We start from the raw sequence: 18,859 nt of genomic DNA on the forward strand, positions 1-18,859 counted from the left end.
CTCCCCGTATCTTCCGATCCGTCCGACCGGAGACCGCCATGCCTTCCCGCCGTACCCTCCGCACCACCCTCACCGCCGCCGCCGCGCTGACCACCACCGCACTGCTGGCCACGGCCTGCACCTCCAACGCCGCCAACCCGTCCGGGGCCGCGGCGGGCGGCGGGGACGCCGGGGGCAAGCAGACCATCACGTTCATGGGGTTCTACGGCACCTTCCAGGACTCCTTCACCAAGACCGTGATCAAGCCCTTCGAGAAGGCCAACCCCGGCATCACGGTCAAGTACGTCCCCATCCAGAACTCCGCCGAGGTACTGGCCAAGCTCCGTGCGAGCAGCGGCCGGCCCGTCGCCGACGTCGCCCTCATGGACAGCTCCGTGGCCCCGACGGCCAACAAGGAGAAGCTCTTCGCCCCGATCGACGCGGCGAAGGTCACCAACGTCGACCGTCTCGTCGACACCGCGAAGAGCCCGGACGGCTACGGCCCCGCCGTCACCTTCGACAGCCTCTCGATCCTCTACAACTCGAAGAACGTCAAGAAGGCGCCGACGAGCTGGAACGACCTCTGGGACGCGCGCTACAAGGGCAAACTGGCCATGCCCATCGCGGACACCCGTGGCGTCGCCCTGATCATCGCCCTGGAGAAGGTCCTCGGCGGCGACTACAAGAAGGACATCGACCCGGCGATCGACAAGCTGAAGAAGCTCTCGCCCGCCGTCCAGACCTGGCAGCCCTCGCCGGACGTCTACACCGCGATCCAGTCCGGTGACGCGGACGTCGCCGTCGGCTGGAACGCACGCGGCCAGTACTACAAGGACGCCTCCAAGGGCGTCGTCCAGCCCGTCCTCCCCACGGAGGGCACCGTCACCCAGGTCAACACGATCAACCTGGTGAACAAGTCCCGGCACAGCACCGCCGCGCAGAAGTTCATCAACTACGCCATCGGCGCCGAGGCCCAGAAGGCCTTCGACGACGAGGCGTTCTACGCGCCCGTCAACAAGGACGTCGAACTGGCCCCGGCGGCCAAGGAACGCACCACGGCCTCCGCCGCACAGCGGAAGAACCAGATACCCGTCGACTGGCGCTGGCTCACCACGCGCTACACCGGCTGGGTCGACCGCATCAAGCAGGAGGTCATCGGTGGCTGACACGCCGGAGGCGGCCACCGGGCACCTGGTGCTCGACGGGCTCGCCAAGATCTACCCGGGCAGGGACGGCGCCGCCGTCCGCGGCATCGACCTCGCCGTGGAACGCGGAAAGATGCTCGCCGTCCTCGGCCCCTCCGGCTGCGGCAAGTCCACCACGCTGCGCATGATCGCGGGACTGGTCCCGCCCACCGCCGGGCGGGTACAGGTCGACGGCCGTGACATCACCGACGCGCCCGTCCACCACCGCGACATGGGCGTGGTCTTCCAGTCGTACGCGCTCTTCCCGCACCTGGACGTCGCCCGCAACATCGCCTTCGGCCTGGAGATGCGCAAGACACCCAAGGCCGAGCTGAAGCGCCGGGTCGACGACGCGCTCGCGCTGGTACGACTCGGCCATCTCGCCGGGCGGCGGATCGCCCAGCTCTCCGGCGGCCAGCAGCAGCGCGTGGCCCTGGCCCGCGCGCTGGTCGTCGAGCCGGCCGTGCTGCTGCTCGACGAGCCCCTGTCGAACCTGGACGCGCAACTGCGCTCCGCGATGCGCGACGAGATCTGCCGGATCCAGCGCGAGACCGGTGTCACCACCGTCTTCGTCACGCACGACCAGCAGGAAGCCCTCTCCATGGCCGACCGCGTCGCCGTCATGAACCAGGGCCGGATCGAACAGGTGGGCACCCCGGAGGACATCTACGAGCGCCCGGAGCGCGCCTTCGTCGCCCGGTTCGTCGGCCGCGCCAACCTGCTGGACGGTACCGCCCGGGACCGCGCCGGCGACCGTACGCCGGTCGACCTGCCCGGCCTCGGTACCGTCCCCGCGGCGGGCGACGCCGTGGCGCCCGGCCGTACCGCCACCGTGATGCTGCGCCCGCACCGGATCGCCCTCGCCCCCGCCGCCCCGGGCAGCAGCGGCGGAGGGGCGCGCGGCACGGTGCTCTCCGCCGGATACGCGGGCGAGACCGTCGCGTACCGTGTGCGCGTCGGCGCCGACGGGCCCGTCCTGGACGTCGAACGGCCCACCGGGACGCAGGAGCCGTTCGGCCCCGGCGCCGGAGTGGAGCTGTCCTGGGACCCGGCGGCGCCCCGGCTGGTGGCCGAGGACCGGACCGGCCAGGACGACACGGACCGCCCGCAGGGCCCGTCATGACGGCGGACCCCGGCTCCGTACCCACGGAGGTCCCCCCGCAGGTCTCCACAAAGGCGCCGGACCGCGCGGCGCCCCAGGGCCCCGCGCCGACGTCCCCGCGCCGGGGCGGCACCGCCCGGCTCGCCCTCGCCCTGCTGCTGCCCGGCCTGCTGGCGCTCCTGCTGACCTACGCGCTGCCGCTGGTCTGGGTGGTGCGCATGTCGTTCAACGAGTCGATGGACGGCGGTCTCATCCGGCAGACCTTCTCCCTCGCCACCTTCGGCGAGGTGCTGTCCAGCTCCCACTACTGGAACGTCATCGGGCAGACGATCGAACTCGGCGCCCTCGTCACCGTGTTCACCCTCGTCGTCTCCTACCCGGTGGCGCTCTTCCTCTCCCGCACCACCAGCCGCTGGCGCAGCCTGCTCGTCGCGCTCGCCATCGCGCCACTGCTGATCTCCTCGGTGGCCCGCACCTTCGGCTGGATGGCGATCCTCGGCAGCCAGGGCGTCATCAACAAGACGCTCACCGGCATCGGAGTGATCGACAGCCCGCTCCATCTCGCCAACAACCTCACCGGTGTGGTCATCGCCTCGACGGAGATCTACATGCCGTTCGCCATCCTCGCGATGATCAGCGGCTTCGGCCGGCTCGACCCCGCGCTGGAACACGCCGCCGCGTCCCTGGGCGCGCCCCGCCGTACGGTCTTCCGCCGCGTCGTCCTGCCGCTCACCCTGCCCGGGGTGCTCACCGCCGCGCTGCTGGTCTTCGTCCTCAGCCTCAGCGGCTACGTCACACCCCGGCTCATCGGCGGAGGCCGGGTCTTCGTCCTGGCCACCGAGATCTACGACGAGGCCATCACCAGCCTCGACTGGCCCGTCGCGGCCGTCCTGTCGATGCTGCTGCTCGCCCTGTTCGGCGTGGTCATCGCGGTCTATCTGTGGGCCCAGCGCGCCCTCGAAGCCCGCTTCACCGGACCCGGGGAGGCCCGCTCATGACCGCGCGCCGTCCGTCCCGTGCCGGGTGGGCCGTCGTCCTGACCCTCCTCTACCTCTTCCTCCTCGCGCCCATCCTCATCGTGCTCGTGGAGTCCTTCGACACCTCCACCTATCTGCGCTTCCCGCCCGAGGGCTTCAGCCTCGACGCCTACCGGCAGGTCTTCGCCAACGACGCCTTCCGCGAGGGCTTCAAGGTCAGCGGGGTCACCGCCGCGGTCACCGCACTGCTCGCCGTCGTCACCGGCGTACCGGCGGCCCTCGCGCTGACCCGGCTGCGCTTCAGGGGCCGCGCAGCCCTGGAGGCGGTCTTCCTCTCGCCGCTGCTCGTGCCGCACATCGTGCTCGGGCTCGCGCTGTTGCTGATCCTGGCGCCGATCCCGCTCACCGACACCTACTGGGGGCTGATCCTGGCCCACCTCGGGGTGACCATCCCCTACGTCGTACGGACGGTCGCCGCCTCCCTGGTCTCGGCGGACCCGCGCGCGGAGGAGGCCGCGCGGACCCTCGGTGCGAACGGACTCGTCACCTTCTGGCGGATCACCCTGCCGACCATCAGGTCCGGTCTCTTCTCCGGCGCGATCATCGCGTTCCTGCTCTCCTTCGACGAGACCGTCATCTCCCTGTTCGTCTCCGGGCAGAACACCGTGCCCCTGCCGGTGGCCGTACTCCAGTACGTCGAGTACCGCAGCGACCCGTCCGTCGCCTCCCTCTCCGTCCTGCTCGTCCTGCTCTCCGTCGTTGTGGTCGTCCTGGTGGAACGCGGACTCGGACTGCGCCGCACCCTGCGATCCGGCTGAGCGGACCCGCCCCCCCCACGTACCGACCGAACGCCCCGCCCGTCGCAAGGAGAACACCGTGCCCCTCACCCCGGCGCAGCCCCTCGACCCCGCCGCACTGCACCGCGACAGCGTCGTCTTCAACGCGCTCGACTGCACCCCGCTGCCCTGGGCCGACGAGACCTACCTCGGCAAGCTCGCCGTCTCCGGGGTCACGGCGATCAACCACGCGGTCTCCATCTCCCAGGGGTACGACGCCGCCGCGGCGGCCATCGTCGGCTGGCGCCACCGTCTCGCCGAGACCGGCGGCCGGGTCTTCCAGGCGTACGGTCTGGACGACGTCGCCCGCGCCAAGCGCGAGGGCGGCGTGGCCTGGTTCGCCGGGTTCGAGGACAGCAAGCCGGTGGGCGAGGACCTGTGGCGGCTCGAAGCTCTCCACCAACTGGGCCTGCGCTTCATGGGGTTGACGTACCAGAACCGGAACTTCGCGGGCGACGGCAGCGGTGAGACCGCCAACGGCGGGCTGAGCCGCTTCGGCCGCTCCCTCGTCCAGGAGTGCAACCGGCTGGGCGTCGCCCTGGACCTGTCGCACACCGGCGAGCGCTCCACCCTGGAGACCATCGAGGTCTCGGACAGGCCGGTCCTCGTCACCCACGCGGGCCTGACCCACTTCGTCGACAGCCCGCGCAACAAGAGCGATGTCGTCGCCCGTGAACTGGCCGCGCGCGGCGGTGTGTTCGGCCTCGCGGCCAAGTCCGGCTTCCTCACCCCCGACGGGCTGACCCGCCGCCCCGGCGCCGAGGTCTTCGCCGACAACATCGACTACCTGGTCGAGTTGATCGGCATCGACCACGTCATCGTCGGCACCGACGTCGGCGACGAGCGCAAGTACTCCCGCGAGGGCATGGCGCGGGTGCGCAGGCTCTACCCGGAGATCCCCATCGTCGGCGAGGACCTCGACCTCGACCGGATCCACCCCGAGGGCATGGGCACCCCCGCCGACCTGCCGCGCATCACCGAACTGCTGGCCGGCCGCGGCTACACCGCCGAGGACATCACCAAGATCCTCGGCGGTAACATGCACCGTGTGCTGACCGACATCTGGGACACCGCGGCGTGAGCGCCCGCCCGCTCCGTATCGCCGTCGTCGGGGCCGGGCCGCGCGGCACCGCCGTACTGGAGCGCCTGACCGCCAACCTCGGCCCTGCGGGGCCCTGGGCGGACACCCCCGCCGAGGTGCATGTCATGGACGAGCACCCGCCGGGCGCCGGGCGGATCTGGCACCCCGGGCAGTCCGGGCATCTGCTCATGAACACACTCTCGGGGCACGCCACCGCGTTCCCCGACGAGACCGTGACGATGGCGGGGCCCGCGACCACCGGGCCCTCCCTGGCCCAGTGGGCGAGCGAGCACGAACCGGGCACCGAACCCTGGGAGTTCCCCTCCCGCGCGCTGATGGGCCGCTATCTCGCCTGGGCCCACGACCGGATCGTCCGCGCCGCCGCCCCCTCCGTCCGGATCGTGGCGCACCCGACCCGCGCCGTCGCGCTGGACGAGGCCCCCGAGGGGCGGCTGCTGCTCCGGCTCGGCGACGGCACGCGCCTGCTCGCCGACGCCGTCGTCCTCGCCACCGGCCACACCGACCAGCGCCCCTCGGACGAGACCCGGTCGCTGACCGCCACCGCCGAGCGGTACGGACTGAGCCACCTGCCGCCCGGCCATCCGCACGAGGCCCCGCTCGATCTGCTGGAGCCGGGCGAACCGGTCCTCGTACGGGGGCTGGCGCTCAACTTCTTCGACCAGCTCACCCTGGTCACCGCCGGGCGCGGCGGCCGGTTCGAGGAGACGGGGAGCGGCGCGCCGCGCTACCTCCCCTCGGGCCGCGAACCGCGCCTGATCGCAGGCTCGGGCCGGGGCGTGCCGTATCTCGCGCGCGCCGAGACCCCGGGCCGGATACCGGCGGGACACACCCCGGTCTTCTTCGACGGGGCGGCGGTCGCCCGGCTCACCGCCCGCGCGCCCGGCACGGTCGGCTTCCGCACCGAGGTGTGGCCACTGATCGCCCAGGAGGCGGGCGCGGCGTGGTACCGGACGCTGCTCGCCAACCGGCCCTCGGCGGTCCGGATGGAGGCCGGAACGTTCCTTGAGCGGTACGCGGCGGCCTCCCACGGCTCCGACGCCCAGCGGGAACTCCTCGCCGACGGGGTACGCGACCCCGCCGACCGCTTCGACGCGCTCGACCTCGACACCCCGCTGGCCGGCCGGACCTTTGCGGACCGCGCGGCGTTCGGGGAGTGGACCCGCGCCTGGCTGCGGACCGACCTGGCCGCGGCGCGCGCACCGGGGGACAGCCCGGTCAAGGCCGCCGCCGCGGCGATCGCCGCGGTGAAGGGGCAGGTGCGGCGGGTGGTCGCCGCGGGCGTGCTCACCGGCGGCTCCCACCCCGAACTGGCGTGGTTCCGGTCGTACGGCGCCCATGTCGCCAGCGGGCCGCCCGCCCGCAGGATCGCCGAACTGATCGCGCTGAGCGAGGCGCGCGTCGTCGAGTTCCTGGGCCCGCGCCCCACCGTCACCGTCGACAGTGAGGCGGGCCGCTTCACCGCGCTCTCCCCGGCCGTCGGCGGCCCGCCCGCCACCGCCCGCGCCCTGCTGGACGCCTGGCTGCCCGGCCAGGACCTGGCCCGTACCGCCGACCCGCTGCTGGCCGGGCTCGTCACCTCCGGACTGGCCCGGCCGCACCGGGCGGGCACGGGGGACGACGCGACGGCGACCGGGGCGCTCGACATCGTCCCCGCCGAGCTGCGGGTACGCGACGCCTCGGGACGGCCGCACCCGCATCTCTTCGCGTTCGGTATCCCCGTCGAGGGTGTGGAGTGGAACACCGCGATCGGCGCGCGGGCGCGCGGCAACGCCGCGATGTTCCGGCAGGCCGACACGATCGCCCGCTCCGCGCTCGGAGCGGCGGCCGGCCGGCCGTGAGGGCCCCTGCGGACCGTACGGGAACCTCCTCAGCCGAGGAGCGCCGCGACCACCACCAGAGCCGGCACCGACAGCAGCGTGGAGAGCAGGATCGACTCCCGAGCCAGCCGTTCGGCGACCCGGTAGCGCGAGGCGTACGTGTAGAGATTCTGTGCCGCGGGCAGCGCAGAGGTCACCACGACATCGAGCAGCGCGGCCCCGTGCAGTCCGAACACCAGGGAGCCCAGCGCCCACGCGGCGGCGGGCTGGCCGACCGACTTCAGCGCGGCGGAGAGCAGCACGGGGTAGCGGTCGGAGCCGCGCCCCGGCAGCGTGGAGCCGCACAGCGAGATCCCGAAGGCCAGCAGGACGGCCGGGACGGACATGTTGCCGATCAGCAGCAGCGGATCGAGCACCGGGCCCGGCACCGTCCACCCCAGGGCCGCGAAGGCGACCCCGCACAGCGAGCTGGCGCCGATCGGATTGCGCAGCGGTGTCGTCAGACGCCGCCAGAGCGGCAGCTTCTCGCCCGGCTGCGCGAGATCGAGCACCGTCAGCGCGATCGGTGTCATCACGAGCTGCTGGAAGAGCAGGACGGGCGCCACGAGCGAGGCGTCCCCGAGGACGTACACGGCGATGGGGATGCCGAGATTCCCCGCGTTGACATAGCTGGAGCACAGCGCGCCGATGGTGGTGCGCCCGAGGTCCCAGCGGCGGAGCAGGGCGACCGCCACGAAGGCCCCGGCCGCGGCGGCCGTACTGATCGCCGTGATCAGCAGCCGGCTGGAGAGGACGACCGAGAGATCGGCCCGCGCGAGCGTGGTGAACAGCAGGGCGGGCGTGGCCACATGGAAGGCCAGCTTCGTGAGCACCTCACGGCCGTTGTCGCCGAGATATCGGCGCCGTCCGATCACATAGCCGACCCCGATGACCACGGCGATGACGGCGAAACCGGTCAGTACTCCCTGCACGGCATGTCCCCGTCACAGATCGGCGCGGACGGCGGCGGTGGAGCACATAGGTGGGTCATGCAGTCAACCCTCCCGAGGAACATCACTCCAGGTCAACGTGGGCTGGCTCACCCCGGACCGGGGGCGGTGGGAACGGCGGACGGCCTCAGCCGGGGCCGGCGTCGCCCGACGGCGTACTCTCCTCGCGCCCGTCCTCCTCCGTCCCGTCCGGATGGTCGCGGGTGCCGGTGCCACGCAGCACCCGCTCCAGCGACGGCCGGCGCTCCGTCAGCACCAGACGCACACCGTCGGACTCGGCCAGCCGCCGGATCATCGCCAGCGCCGACAGGCCCATGGAGTCGCATATCGTGAGCCCGCCGCAGTGCAGCTCCAGCCGCGCCATCCCCCGGTGGCTGCGGAGCAACTGCCGTACGGTGTCGATCACTTCGTACGAGGTCTCGTAGTCCATCTCACCGTCGAGCCGCACCACGACGGTGTCGGCCGCCGGTGTGGTGACGACGACGGTCAGCGGATCCGGCGGTGTGGTGGTCATCCGGGCCGCCCCGGGAGGAGCACCGGCGGCCGGGCGGTGCACGCCCGGCGCACACCGTGTGCGGCGGGCGCCGCGGGGGAGCGGGTACGGGTCATGCCGTGAACCTGCCCGGTCCGTGTCCTCCCACCGCGCTGAGACGGTTGCGGCGCGGCACGGTCACGGCGACGAGCGCCATGTCGTCGTGGCTCCCCGGCCCCACCCACTCGGTCGCGAGCCTCTGGACGCGCTCGACGACCGTCTCGGCCGGCAGACCGGCGCACTCGCCGAGGGCCGACATCAGCCGCTCCTCACCGAACACGCCGGCACCCAACGGCCCGCCCCTGGCCTCCGTGATCCCGTCGGAGTACAGGAGGCAGGTCTCGCCCGGCCGCAGCACGGTACGGAACGTCCGCGCGGACACCTCGGGCAGCGCCCCGATGAGGGTGCCGCTGGTCCGCGCCACCTCCACCGCGCCGTCGGACCGTACGATCAGCGGCGCGGGATGGCCGCCGCTGGTCAGCCGCAGCTCCACGCCGTGCGCCCGGCGCGTCACCGAGGCGAGCACCAGCGTCGCGAACCGCGTGTGGTGCGAGGTGAGCAGGGCCCCGTTGAGGAGCTTCAGCAGCCGCTCGTGGTCGGGCTCGACCAGCCGCAGGGCCTGGAGAGTGTTACGGATCTTGCCGGTCAGTACGGCGGCCTCCAGCCCCTTGCCGCAGACATCGCCCAGCACGGCCTGCGTCTCGCCGCCCTGCCGCTCGGCCGGATAGAAGTCGTAGAAGTCGCCGCCCACCCGCTGGTCGTCGCGGGAGGGACGGTAGCCCCCGGCGAACTCCACCCCGTCGTAGTGGTGCAGCCGGGGCGGCAGCAGATCACGCATCAGCAGATCGGTGACGGAGGACTGCTCGGCGAGGAGCAGGGCGGCCGAGATGGCCGCGCCCGCGCGGGCCGCGAAGACACGGGCGAAGGTCTCCTCGTCCTCCGTGAACGGATCCCGCCCGGCCCGGCGCAGCAGGATCAGCGCGCCCGCCGGAACCCCGTTGCCCGGCAGCGGGGTCACCATGGCCGAGCCGATCCCGCCGAACCCCTCGGGCGCCGGCCACGCGGGAGCGGACCCCGGGGCGATCCGGCGCGAGGACACCGGCGCGGCCCCCCGCAGCGCCTCGGCCAGACCCGGCACGTCGGCAGGGTCGGCGGTCAGCGTCGTACGGGTGACGGCGCCGCCCCGCGCGGCGCGGCTGAGCGGCAGCCGGCGGCCCGTACGCGGCCCGACGACGACCGCCGCGTCGGCGAGATGGGCGGCGGCGAGCAGCACCGTGGTGTCCACGCACGTACGGGCGTTGAGGGAGGACAGCAGCCGGTCGGACGCCTCGACGAGAAACGCGGTGCGCTCCCGCTCCGTGTCCAGGGCCCGCTGCGTGGCCCGGTGGTCCGTCTCGTCACTGAGCCACCAGGTCGTCAGACCGCCGGTGCCGGTCTCGGCGCCGCGCGCCCGGTACGCGCGCTCGCCCACCGCTCCGTACGCGGTGTGCTCGCGCCCCGCGTGCGCCTCGGCGAGCCAGTGCGGACCGCGGCGGGAGAGGTCGCAGCCCGCCGCGAGACCGGGCAGCAGCGCGGCGGCCGCCGCATTGGCCAGCCGGACCACACCGGCCCGGTCGGCCACGATCACCGGGTGCGGGGAGGACTCCAGGGCCACGTCGCCCACGGCCGGACCGGTCGGGGAAGAGGTCTTCGGTGCATGCCTCACATAGTGGGACGCCGTGCCTCGGCACGAATCCCCTTCACCCTCTCGCTACTTCGAGTGCGTCGTTGTCATGGGGGGAACCATCCCCTTCCGGTGCGCGGTGCGCAATCCCGCCCTGCCCCTGCCGGGGCCCGGCACGGCCGGGCACCCGGAGAGCATCAGCATGCCATGAGCGGCCGTGGGGGAGCCGGGACCGGCCCGGCCCCGGGACCCGCGCCCGTGGAGTGCCGAACCGGCGTCCTCAGTGCCGTACCAGCGCCCGGATCAGCTTGCCGCCGTCCCCGAGGAGCGTGACCGTCACCTCGGCCAGCCGCTGCACCAACGGCCAGCCGTAGCCGCCCGGGAGCCACTCCTCGCGCCGCTGCTCCGGCGCGGGCAGCCGGGAACTCGCGTCCCTTACCGCGATCTCGACCACCCCGGTCCCCGCCGAGATCCGGAAGCCCGTCACCCCGCCCGCGTGCCGTATGGCGTTCGTCACCAGCTCCGACACCACCAGGAGCACATCGACCACCGCCTGCTCGGGCACGCCCGGCGCCTGCTGGTCCAGGAAGGCGCGCGCCAGCGCGCGCGCCTCGCTCGTACCCGCCGGGCGCGCGTCCAGCCACGACCGCGCCCCCGACACCGCGTTGTCCGCCCCGTCGTCCACCGTTGTCAATCCCCGCACCCCCCGTACGCGGCTCTGGCTCCCCTGCCGGTGAGTCCTGCCCGGCATCGGCCCCGTGACACACGGCACACGGTCCCGCGCCCGGCGGAGAGCATCGCATGTTTCCCCGGCGTGTGGTCGGGTGTGCGGGAACCAGTGTGCGGGAACACCCCGTTCCGCCCCTCCGGTTTGGCGCAACTTCTCCGCGGGGAGCGTTCTCCCACCGCCTGCGGAACGACACTCCGGATGTCGATATGCTTCCCGCCGGAGTGGCGCCGGGCGACCGGTGGCGCCGGTGAGGAGGGGTGGAAAGTGGTCGAGTTGCCCGTGGACCTCTCGTCGCGTGCGGTGCGCGGCGGTCGTACCGCCAAGGCCAAGGCCATGGCCCCGCCCGCGCCGCGTGAGGGCACCCCCGTACGGGAGACCGCCCACGCCGTCGTACGCGACTCCCGGTGGGACGCCGACGCCGTCGTGCTGCTCGTCGAGGACGACGCGGGTGACGCGCTGCTCGTCGAGGAGATGCTCGCCGACAGCGACCTCAGCGCCTCGCTCACGTGGTGCCAGACGCTCGCCGAGGGCCAGCGGTTCCTCGCCGACCGCACCGCCCCCGTCTGCGTCCTGCTCGACCTCCACCTCCCCGACGTCCACGGCCTCGACGCCGTCACCCGCGTCCTGCGCACCGCCCCGGACGCCGCCATCGTCGTCCTCACGGGCATGGCCGAGAGCGAGACCGGACTCTCGGCCGTGGCGACCGGCGCCCAGGACTACCTCGTCAAGGGCCGTATCGACCCGGAGGCGCTGAGCCGCGCCGTCCGCTACGCCCTCCAGCGCAAACAGGTCGAACAGGCCTCCGCCGCCCTGCGCGCCAACGAACGGATGGCGCAGGAGAACGCCCGGCTGGAACGCGGCCTGCTGCCCGTACCCCTGCTGCGCGGCGACGACTTCGAGGCGAAGGCCCGGTACGAACCGGGACGCGTCCACGGTCTGCTCAGCGGGGACTTCTACGACGTCGTCCAGACCGAGGACGGCACCGTCCACGCGGTGATAGGCGACGTCTCCGGCCACGGCGCAGCCGAGGCGGCCCTCGGGGTCTGCCTGCGCGTCGCCTGGCGCACCGCCGTCCTGTGCGGGACACCCCCGCTGGACCGGGTACGGCTCCTGGAGGAGATCCTCGTCGCCGAACGGTCCGACCAGCACCTCTTCGCCACCGTCACCTCACTGGTCTTCCCGCCCGGCGGACGCGAGTTCCGCGTCGTACGCGCCGGCCACCCCGGTCTGCTCGTCCGCCACGGCGCCACGGTGGGCTGGGAGGAGCCCCGGGTCGGTATGGCCCTCGGGCTGCTGCCCGGCGCGGGCCGCTGGACCGAGACCACCATCCCGCTGCCCCCCGGAGGCCATGTCGTGCTCTTCACCGACGGCCTCTTCGAAGGGCGTACGGGACCGACGACCCGGCTCGGCGAGGACGGACTCCTGCGGCTGGCACGGCTCCACGGCGAACTGCCCGCACGGGCCTTCGTGGACGCGCTGGTCGACGGCGCCACCGAAGGGGCCGCGCCGTACGGCGGACTCGCGGACGACGTCGCCGTGCTCCACCTCGGCTGGGGCGGCACCCCGTGACCCGGCCCCCGCAGAGCCGCCCCACCGCGCGGTGGCGCGCCGCGCGCGCCCGTCTCTCCGTCCAGGGATGGGTGCGGCTCATCCTGGCCGCCCTGATCCTGGTCGTCTGCGCCTGCACGGTCATGGCCGCGGCGCTGCTCTCCCGGACGAACGACCGCACCAACGAACTCGTCGACCGCATCCAGCCCGCCCGGTCCGCCGCCCTCCAGCTCCAGCGCGCCCTGCTCGACCAGGAGACCGGGGTTCGCGGATTCGCGCTCACCGCCGACCCGTCGTTCCTCGCACCGTACGACCAGGGTCGCGCCGACGAGGAGCGGTTCATCGCGCGGATGCGTGTCATCGTCGGGTCCGACCGGCAGGCCACCGCCGACCTCGACCGGCTCGCCCGCTCCGCCGGACAGTGGCGGCGTGACGAGGCGGAGCCCCTGATCGACTCCGTACGGACCATGGGCACCGTCACCGCGTCCGGGGAACGGCTCGCCGGGAACAAGGCCGCCTTCGACGAGTTGCGCCGGCTCTTCACCGTCCAGCAGCGCCATCTCGACACGGCCAGGGACCACGCGCGCGCCGAGCTGAGCGACGCACGCGAGCTGCGCGACACCGTCTTCCTCTTGATCCTCGGCCTCTTCGTCGTGACGGTGGTGAGTCTCTCCGTCCTCCTGCACCGGATGGTCGGCCGGCCGCTCAACGCGCTGCGGGCCGCGACCGACGGCGTACGCGCCGGGGCGTTCGACCGGCGCATCGAGGTACGGGGCCCCTCCGACCTGCGGGCCGTCGGCGCCGCCGTGGAGGACATGCGCCGCCGGCTGGTCGACGAGATCGCGGCCACCCGGCTGCGCGAGGACCTGCTCGCGGAACAGACCGAGGAACTGCGCCGCTCGAACTCGGAGCTGGAGCAGTTCGCCTATGTGGCCTCGCACGACCTCCAGGAGCCGCTGCGCAAGGTCGCCTCGTTCTGCCAGTTGCTGGAGAAGCGGTACGGCGACCAGCTCGACGGCCGGGCCAAGCAGTACATCGATTTCGCTGTCGACGGCGCCAAGCGCATGCAGGTCCTGATCAACGACCTGCTCACCTTCTCCCGGGTGGGCCGGGTGAACGACGCCCGTCAGCCCGTCGAACTGGACCAGGCCCTGGACCGCGCGCTGGGCAATCTCGCGCTCGCCGTCGAGGAGTCCGGGATCACGGTCGTACGGGAGGACCCGCTGCCCCGGGTGACCGGCGACCCGACCACCCTCGCCATGCTCTTCCAGAACCTTGTCGGGAACGCGGTCAAGTTCCGCCGTACCGACAGCCCCGGCCGGATCACCGTCGGATGCGCCGCCGAGGGCGAGGAGTGGCATCTCACCGTCACCGACAACGGGATCGGGGTGGCGCCCGAGTTCGCCGAGAAGGTCTTCGTCATCTTCCAGCGGCTGCACGCCAGGGACGAGTACGAGGGCACCGGCATCGGGCTCGCGCTCTGCCGTAAGATCGTCGAGTTCCACGGGGGCCGGATCTGGCTGGAGTCAGTGCCCGAGGGCGGCACCCGTATCCACTTCACGATGCCCGTCGTCCCGGACGAGCCCGAGCCCGAACCGTCTGCCGAACCCTCCGCCTCCGCCGAGCCGACCGAGCCGCCCGGTGAGACGGCCGGTGGGACACGGCCCCCCACCCCTCATGGAGCCCCCCTGTGAACTCGCCATCCCCGCGCGTCGAGCCCATCGAGGTCCTGCTCGTCGAGGACGACGCGGGCGACGAGCTGATGACCCGCGAGGCGTTCGAGGACAACAAGATCCGCAACACCCTCCATGTGGTGCGCGACGGCGAGGAGGCCCTGGACTTCCTCTACCGGCGGGGGGCCCACGCGGACGCGCCCCGGCCGGATCTGGTCCTGCTCGACCTGAACCTGCCGAAGTACGACGGCCGCCAGGTCCTGGAGCAGATCAAGACCGACCCCGAGCTGGCCCTCATCCCCGTTGTCGTCCTCACCACCTCGTCGGCGGAGGAGGACATCCTGCGCAGCTACAAACTGCACGCGAACGCCTACGTGACCAAACCGGTCGACCTCGACCAGTTCATCGCGGCCGTCCGCCAGATCGACGAGTTCTTCGTCACCGTGGTCCGGCTGCCCGGGCGTATGCCCGGGCAGGGGTGACACCTTTCACGCGACCGGTGGGCATACCGGCGGCGTGTGGGGGCATAAGGGGAACCGAGAAGGGGGTCCCCGACCGCCTCACCGGTGCGCGGGCAGGAGCTATGAACGAACAGACCATCATCGGAACGGCCCTCACGGCCATGGCCGATTCCGTACAGCCGCTGCGGCGGGCCGGGCAGTTCAGCGGCGAGCCCGGGTGCATCGCCGAGGCCCGGCTGCTGGCCGAACGGTTTCTCCAGCAGTTGGAGGCCGAATGGTTCGCCGCCCTCGGTGACCGCGCGACCGGCGATCTGCTGCTCGTCGTCAGCGAACTGGTCACCAACGCCGAGCGGCACAGCCACGGACCGTATCTCCTGGAGCTGGAGGGCACGGACCAGCAGGTCCTCGTGACCGTGTACGACAGCAGCTCGACCCTGCCGCGCCGCTACCCGCGCGACCCCGCCCGGCTCGGCGGCCACGGACTGGAGATCGTCCACGCGCTCGCCGACCGGCTCACCGCGGAGCGCGTCCCGGTGGGCAAGAGGGTCCAGGCCGTCTTCGACCTGACGTCCCGCCGGGTCCCCGCCTGACGCGCCCCGGCCGTACGGTCCTGACGCGCCCCGGCCGTACGGCACGGCCCGTCCCCTTCCCGATCACCCCTCCCGGCCGAACCAGTCCAGGCAGAGCACCAGCGCGTCGTCCGTCGACTCGGTCTCCCGGTAGGCCGCCAGCTCCCGCAGCACCGCGCGCGGCACCATCGCCGCCGGCAGCAGACTCGTCGCGCTGATCGCCCGCGCCAGCGCCCGGTCCCCGTACGCCTCGCCCTGCGGCGAGACCGCCGCGTACACCCCGTCGCTCACGAAGAGCAGCCGGTCGCCGGGGAGTACCCGGAACGACTGCGCCACGTAGTGCGACTCCTCGAACATGCCGAGCGGAAGCTGCGCGTCCAGCTCGACGCGCTCCACGGTCTTGCCGCGCTGCCGCCACAGCTCGGGCGACCCCGCGTCCACGGCCTCGACCCGCCCCGTCGCCAGCTCGAAACGGAGCAGCAGTGTCGACACGTACGAGGCGCCCCGGTGCTGCTCGTACAGCGCCTGGTCGGCCAGCGCCGCCTGGTCGGCGATGCCGATGCCCGCCCGGCGCGCGTTGCGCAGCGCGTTGACGGCGAGATTGGTCAGCAGGGAGGCCTGGATGCCCTCGCCCATCCCGTTGGTCACCGCGAGGGTCAGCTCGGTCGCGTCCGCCGCCCAGTCGAAGTTGTCGCCGTGGATCGCGTAGGCGGGTTCGAGCTGTGCGCCGATCGCGTACTCCCGGGCGGTGCAGGCGCGGGCCGGCAGCAGCTCCCACTGCATCTCGGCCGCCAGGGTCAGCCGGCTCGCCCTGCGCGCCCGCTGGTAGAGGTCCGTGTCCCGCTCCGCCACCAGGATCTCGTGGCCCAGCAGATCGGCGACCTGGGTCAGATCGTCGACGGTCTCCGGGGTGGACAGACCGCTCGGCAGCCGGACCGTGAGGATGCCGAGCCGTTCGCCGCGCACCGTGACCGGAAGATGGTGGTCCACCGCGTCCCGGTGCCTGACCTCCTGCTCACGCGGCTCCTGGCTGCCGAACGCGCGGCCCTCCGGGGTGTTGTGCAGCGACAGGCCCTCGGCGGCGGACGCCGCGGGGTCGTCGACCGTACGGAGCACGGTGAGCGCGTAGTCCGCGAGGTACAGCGTGACGGAGGCCGCTCCGTACGCTGTCGCGAGCATGCCGCGCAACGTGCCCACCAGGTCGTGCGGCGCCGCCGCGCGGACCGCTCTTTCCACATCCGCGAGTAGAGTCACTGTCGTTCAGCTTTCCTCAAGGGGGCCGGTTCGGTCCGGGTTCCGGTCCTGGTCGGTCCGGGGATCGGTTCGGGCTGACAAAAGGCAACGCCGGATGAAAGGGTGGATCGATGTCCCGTTTCACCGGTCAGCCGCGCCGTCGCGAGCAGGTCGCCGAGGCCGTCAGCGCCGCCTCGGAACTGCTCGAAGTGGTATGGGGACGTGGCCAGGAGGCCGCGCCGTCGGGTCCGGTCCCGCCGTCCCAGCTACGGGCCCTTCTCGTCATCGAAACGCATGAGGGCGTCAATCTGCGGACCCTCGGCGAGGCGCTCGGGTCGCGTCCCTCCTCCGTGAGCAGGCTCTGCGACCGGATGGAGGCCATGGGGCTCGTCACCCGCTCCCAGAGCCGTGCGAGCCGGCGCGAGGTCGAACTGCGGTTGAGCCCGCGCGGCCAGCAGGCACTGGACGAGTACCGCGTCTTCCGCACCCGCGAGGTGGCCCTGGTGCTGGAGCGGATGGAGCCGTCGGACGTGCTGATGCTCGCGGCGGGACTGGACGCCTTCCGCGCCGCGGCGAGCCGGGGTCCGGGGGGCGCGGCCGAGACGGCCGAAACCCCGCTGCGCGGCCACGTGGCGGACAGCGCATAGCTTCAGGCGGACAGCGCATAGCTTCATTGGGGCCCCCTTCCCGGTATCGAAGCGTTACTCTCCGCGCAGAGCGCTTGTGCGGAAGCAGTGAACAGATTGTTGCGCACCGGAGAATGTTGTCAAATGGCAACGATCACTTCTATTGTTGTGCCACACCTGACCTCTAGAGCCCACGAAGGAATCCTGTGCAACCTCATCACAGCGCAGGTCAGGCCATGGGGCTGGCCACGAGTCGGCACGGCGACGCAGTCGTCGTCGCCCTCAGCGGTGATCTCGATCTGGACAGCAGCGTCCCGCTCACCACCGCGCTGACCGAGGCGGGCGAAACCGCCCCGGGCCCCGTCGTCGTGGATCTCTCCCGCGTCTCCTTCGCGGACTCCACCACGGTGAACGTGCTCCTCCAGGCCCACGGCTCGCTGGGCCCGAGGCTGCGGCTCGCCCGGCCCTCCTCCGCCGTCCAGCGCCTCTTCGACGTCATCGGCCTGGAGAACGCCCTGCCGGTGTACGCCACGATCGAGGCCGCGCTCGCGCCCGAGGGCCCGGAGCGGACGCCCGCCGACGGGACCGACGCGGCCGTCTGACCCGGCGCTGCCCTCAGAGACAGCGGCGGACGGGGGCGACCGCCCCTTTCAGTGGCAACAAGGTTCACTTCGGCAGTCTTCGACGGTGATTGCGGGGGTAAACGACGGCGGAGAGAGCCGCACCCACATCCGAACGACGGGGTGAGTCCGATGCAACACCCTTCCATGAGCGACACCCGGCGCCACGACCATGTCGAATGGGCGCTGCGCCCGGAACTGGCGGCCGAGGCACGAGAGGCGACCTACGGTTTTCTGGCCGGTCTCTCCCCCGAGCCCTCCGAGCACACCTCGCAGAATCTGGTCCTGCTCGTCTCCGAGCTGGTGACGAACGCGATCCGGCACGCGGGTGAGGTGACCGCTTTGCATCTGCGTGCGGACCGTCGCAGTCTGCAGATCGTGGTGCACGACCCGAGCCCCGCCCCGCCGCAGGACCGCAGCCCCGACCTCACCGGCCGGACCGGCGGCTTCGGCTGGCCGATGATCCAGCGCCTGGCCGAGATGGTCACCGTTCTGCCGCGCCCGGACGGCGGCAAGAGCATCCGCGCCGTGCTCACGCGGTAGCGCGCGCGGGCGCTCGGGGCACACCGGGTTTTCCGGTCACCGGCGGCGCGCATCCTCCCGGGGACGAAGGAGTGGGATGCGCGAGACGAACGGCGCCGGCACGGGTGTCACGGTACGCGGTGGGTGCGCGGTCCTGGCCGCGGCGGCGCTCTCGCTGACGGCGGGGTGCGGCGGTGGTACGCCGCCTCCGGCACCCGGCCGAGGGCCCGTCACGGCGACGGTCACCGTCCCCGCGCCGGCCGCGGCGGCCCTTACGGACCGCGGCGCCTGCGCGGACGCCGACTGCGAGGTGGACCTGGAGGCGGGGGACACCGTCCGCTTCGACCGCGGCGACGGGGCGGGCCGCTTCACGGTCACCGCTGTGGACGGGGCGGACGCGAGCTGGGAGCTGCCGGGGGCGCGACGGTGTGGGGCGTCGGGCCCGGGGAACATCCGGGTGCGCGGGGACGACGGCGGCTGCGTGGGCACGGTCGGCGCGGGAACGACGCTCAGCGCGGAGGGCGTCACGGTGACGTTCGTCGGCATCGGGGCATCGACGGTACGTGTACGCCTGACGCCGAGTCCGTAGGCCCCGGCCCCGGCGTAGTGCCAGGCGCCGGCCCCCTTCGCGGAGGGCCAGGCCCCTGCTCGCGACGGAGGAGGCCCTGGCTCTCCCCACCCCTCCCGCACCTCTTG

19 protein-coding genes are annotated in these 18,859 nt (G+C 72.7%); 14 read left to right on the plus strand and 5 right to left on the minus strand.

Annotated features, from left to right (window positions below):
- Positions 1-38 precede the first annotated feature (38 nt).
- Genes ACIQ7D_RS03150 through ACIQ7D_RS03175 form a run of 6 tightly spaced genes read left to right on the plus strand, consistent with a single transcriptional unit; the run spans position 39 to position 7,018 of the window.
- Positions 39-1,145, plus strand: a complete 1,107-nt coding sequence (locus tag ACIQ7D_RS03150; protein WP_403933025.1) for an ABC transporter substrate-binding protein — start codon at positions 39-41, stop codon at positions 1,143-1,145.
- Complete coding sequence (locus ACIQ7D_RS03155; protein WP_403933027.1) at positions 1,138-2,286, plus strand: ABC transporter ATP-binding protein; 1,149 nt, start codon at positions 1,138-1,140, stop codon at positions 2,284-2,286. The genes ACIQ7D_RS03150 and ACIQ7D_RS03155 overlap by 8 nt, the downstream gene beginning before the upstream one ends.
- Positions 2,283-3,263: an ABC transporter permease gene (locus ACIQ7D_RS03160; protein WP_403933029.1), complete on the plus strand. Its 981-nt coding sequence runs from the start codon at positions 2,283-2,285 to the stop codon at positions 3,261-3,263. The genes ACIQ7D_RS03155 and ACIQ7D_RS03160 overlap by 4 nt, the downstream gene beginning before the upstream one ends.
- The gene (locus ACIQ7D_RS03165; RefSeq protein WP_403933031.1) at positions 3,260-4,060 is read left to right on the plus strand and encodes an ABC transporter permease; all 801 of its coding nucleotides are present in this window, start codon (positions 3,260-3,262) and stop codon (positions 4,058-4,060) included. The genes ACIQ7D_RS03160 and ACIQ7D_RS03165 overlap by 4 nt, the downstream gene beginning before the upstream one ends.
- 58 nt (positions 4,061-4,118) lie before the next feature.
- The gene (locus tag ACIQ7D_RS03170) at positions 4,119-5,159 is read left to right on the plus strand and encodes a dipeptidase (protein ID WP_403933033.1); all 1,041 of its coding nucleotides are present in this window, start codon (positions 4,119-4,121) and stop codon (positions 5,157-5,159) included.
- A complete protein-coding gene (locus ACIQ7D_RS03175; RefSeq protein WP_403933035.1) occupies positions 5,156-7,018 on the plus strand; it encodes an FAD/NAD(P)-binding protein in 1,863 nt (620 codons plus the stop codon). Before ACIQ7D_RS03170 ends, ACIQ7D_RS03175 begins: the two co-directional genes overlap by 4 nt.
- A 29-nt stretch (positions 7,019-7,047) precedes the next feature.
- On the opposite strand, the gene ACIQ7D_RS03180 is transcribed toward ACIQ7D_RS03175, so the two are convergent.
- The 4 genes from ACIQ7D_RS03180 to ACIQ7D_RS03195 form a co-directional block, all read right to left on the minus strand.
- Complete coding sequence (locus ACIQ7D_RS03180; protein WP_403933037.1) at positions 7,048-7,968, minus strand: AEC family transporter; 921 nt, start codon at positions 7,966-7,968, stop codon at positions 7,048-7,050.
- Positions 7,969-8,113: 145 nt separating this feature from the next.
- Complete coding sequence (locus ACIQ7D_RS03185) at positions 8,114-8,500, minus strand: STAS domain-containing protein (RefSeq protein ID WP_403933039.1); 387 nt, start codon at positions 8,498-8,500, stop codon at positions 8,114-8,116.
- A 91-nt stretch (positions 8,501-8,591) separates the two neighbouring features.
- The gene (locus tag ACIQ7D_RS03190; protein WP_403933041.1) at positions 8,592-10,181 is read right to left on the minus strand and encodes a PP2C family protein-serine/threonine phosphatase; all 1,590 of its coding nucleotides are present in this window, start codon (positions 10,179-10,181) and stop codon (positions 8,592-8,594) included.
- Between the two features lie 280 nt (positions 10,182-10,461).
- Positions 10,462-10,866: an ATP-binding protein gene (locus ACIQ7D_RS03195; RefSeq protein ID WP_403933798.1), complete on the minus strand. Its 405-nt coding sequence runs from the start codon at positions 10,864-10,866 to the stop codon at positions 10,462-10,464.
- 378 nt (positions 10,867-11,244) lie between these two features.
- On the opposite strand from ACIQ7D_RS03195, the gene ACIQ7D_RS03200 reads away from it, so the two are divergent.
- The 4 genes from ACIQ7D_RS03200 to ACIQ7D_RS03215 all read left to right on the plus strand — a co-directional run bounded on the left by ACIQ7D_RS03200 (position 11,245) and on the right by ACIQ7D_RS03215 (position 15,183).
- Positions 11,245-12,480 carry a PP2C family protein-serine/threonine phosphatase gene (locus ACIQ7D_RS03200; RefSeq protein WP_403933800.1) on the plus strand — a complete coding sequence of 412 codons (1,236 nt, stop codon included), beginning with the start codon at positions 11,245-11,247 and terminating at the stop codon, positions 12,478-12,480.
- A complete protein-coding gene (locus ACIQ7D_RS03205) occupies positions 12,477-14,153 on the plus strand; it encodes an ATP-binding protein (protein WP_403933042.1) in 1,677 nt (558 codons plus the stop codon). The genes ACIQ7D_RS03200 and ACIQ7D_RS03205 overlap by 4 nt, the downstream gene beginning before the upstream one ends.
- Positions 14,150-14,614, plus strand: a complete 465-nt coding sequence (locus ACIQ7D_RS03210) for a response regulator (protein ID WP_403933044.1) — start codon at positions 14,150-14,152, stop codon at positions 14,612-14,614. Before ACIQ7D_RS03205 ends, ACIQ7D_RS03210 begins: the two co-directional genes overlap by 4 nt.
- 101 nt (positions 14,615-14,715) lie before the next feature.
- On the plus strand, positions 14,716-15,183 hold the full coding sequence (locus ACIQ7D_RS03215; RefSeq protein ID WP_403933046.1) for an ATP-binding protein: 468 nt from the start codon (positions 14,716-14,718) through the stop codon (positions 15,181-15,183).
- A gap of 63 nt (positions 15,184-15,246) precedes the next feature.
- On the opposite strand, the gene ACIQ7D_RS03220 is transcribed toward ACIQ7D_RS03215, so the two are convergent.
- Entirely contained in the window at positions 15,247-16,341 is a 1,095-nt protein-coding gene (locus ACIQ7D_RS03220) for a PP2C family protein-serine/threonine phosphatase (protein WP_403933801.1), read from the minus strand.
- A 185-nt stretch (positions 16,342-16,526) separates the two neighbouring features.
- On the opposite strand from ACIQ7D_RS03220, the gene ACIQ7D_RS03225 reads away from it, so the two are divergent.
- The 4 genes from ACIQ7D_RS03225 to ACIQ7D_RS03240 all read left to right on the plus strand — a co-directional run bounded on the left by ACIQ7D_RS03225 (position 16,527) and on the right by ACIQ7D_RS03240 (position 18,752).
- Positions 16,527-17,042 (plus strand): MarR family winged helix-turn-helix transcriptional regulator, encoded by a 516-nt coding sequence (locus ACIQ7D_RS03225; RefSeq protein ID WP_403933048.1) that lies wholly within the window; start codon positions 16,527-16,529, stop codon positions 17,040-17,042.
- A gap of 185 nt (positions 17,043-17,227) precedes the next feature.
- Positions 17,228-17,623, plus strand: coding sequence for an STAS domain-containing protein (locus tag ACIQ7D_RS03230; RefSeq protein ID WP_403933050.1), 396 nt, complete (start codon positions 17,228-17,230; stop codon positions 17,621-17,623).
- Positions 17,624-17,788: 165 nt separating this feature from the next.
- On the plus strand, positions 17,789-18,184 hold the full coding sequence (locus ACIQ7D_RS03235; protein WP_403933051.1) for an ATP-binding protein: 396 nt from the start codon (positions 17,789-17,791) through the stop codon (positions 18,182-18,184).
- Positions 18,185-18,260: 76 nt separating this feature from the next.
- Entirely contained in the window at positions 18,261-18,752 is a 492-nt protein-coding gene (locus ACIQ7D_RS03240; protein ID WP_403933053.1) for a hypothetical protein, read from the plus strand.
- Positions 18,753-18,859 lie beyond the last annotated feature (107 nt).

Origin of the sequence: Streptomyces sp. NPDC096310 (assembly GCF_044763125.1) — a bacterium.
Taxonomy (GTDB): Bacteria; Actinomycetota; Actinomycetes; order Streptomycetales; family Streptomycetaceae; genus Streptomyces.

Excerpts from the sequence above, each read along its gene's own strand:
- ACIQ7D_RS03240 (WP_403933053.1), top strand. The coding sequence starts at position 18,261 with ATGCGCGAGACGAACGGCGCCGGCACGGGTGTCACGGTACGCGGTGGG.
- ACIQ7D_RS03185 (WP_403933039.1), bottom strand. The coding sequence starts at position 8,500 with ATGACCACCACACCGCCGGATCCGCTGACCGTCGTCGTCACCACACCG.
- ACIQ7D_RS03160 (WP_403933029.1), top strand. The coding sequence starts at position 2,283 with ATGACGGCGGACCCCGGCTCCGTACCCACGGAGGTCCCCCCGCAGGTC.
- ACIQ7D_RS03165 (WP_403933031.1), top strand. The coding sequence starts at position 3,260 with ATGACCGCGCGCCGTCCGTCCCGTGCCGGGTGGGCCGTCGTCCTGACC.
- ACIQ7D_RS03235 (WP_403933051.1), top strand. The coding sequence starts at position 17,789 with ATGAGCGACACCCGGCGCCACGACCATGTCGAATGGGCGCTGCGCCCG.
- ACIQ7D_RS03220 (WP_403933801.1), bottom strand. The coding sequence starts at position 16,341 with ATGCTCGCGACAGCGTACGGAGCGGCCTCCGTCACGCTGTACCTCGCG.
- ACIQ7D_RS03150 (WP_403933025.1), top strand. The coding sequence starts at position 39 with ATGCCTTCCCGCCGTACCCTCCGCACCACCCTCACCGCCGCCGCCGCG.
- ACIQ7D_RS03225 (WP_403933048.1), top strand. The coding sequence starts at position 16,527 with ATGTCCCGTTTCACCGGTCAGCCGCGCCGTCGCGAGCAGGTCGCCGAG.
- ACIQ7D_RS03215 (WP_403933046.1), top strand. The coding sequence starts at position 14,716 with ATGAACGAACAGACCATCATCGGAACGGCCCTCACGGCCATGGCCGAT.
- ACIQ7D_RS03200 (WP_403933800.1), top strand. The coding sequence starts at position 11,245 with ATGGCCCCGCCCGCGCCGCGTGAGGGCACCCCCGTACGGGAGACCGCC.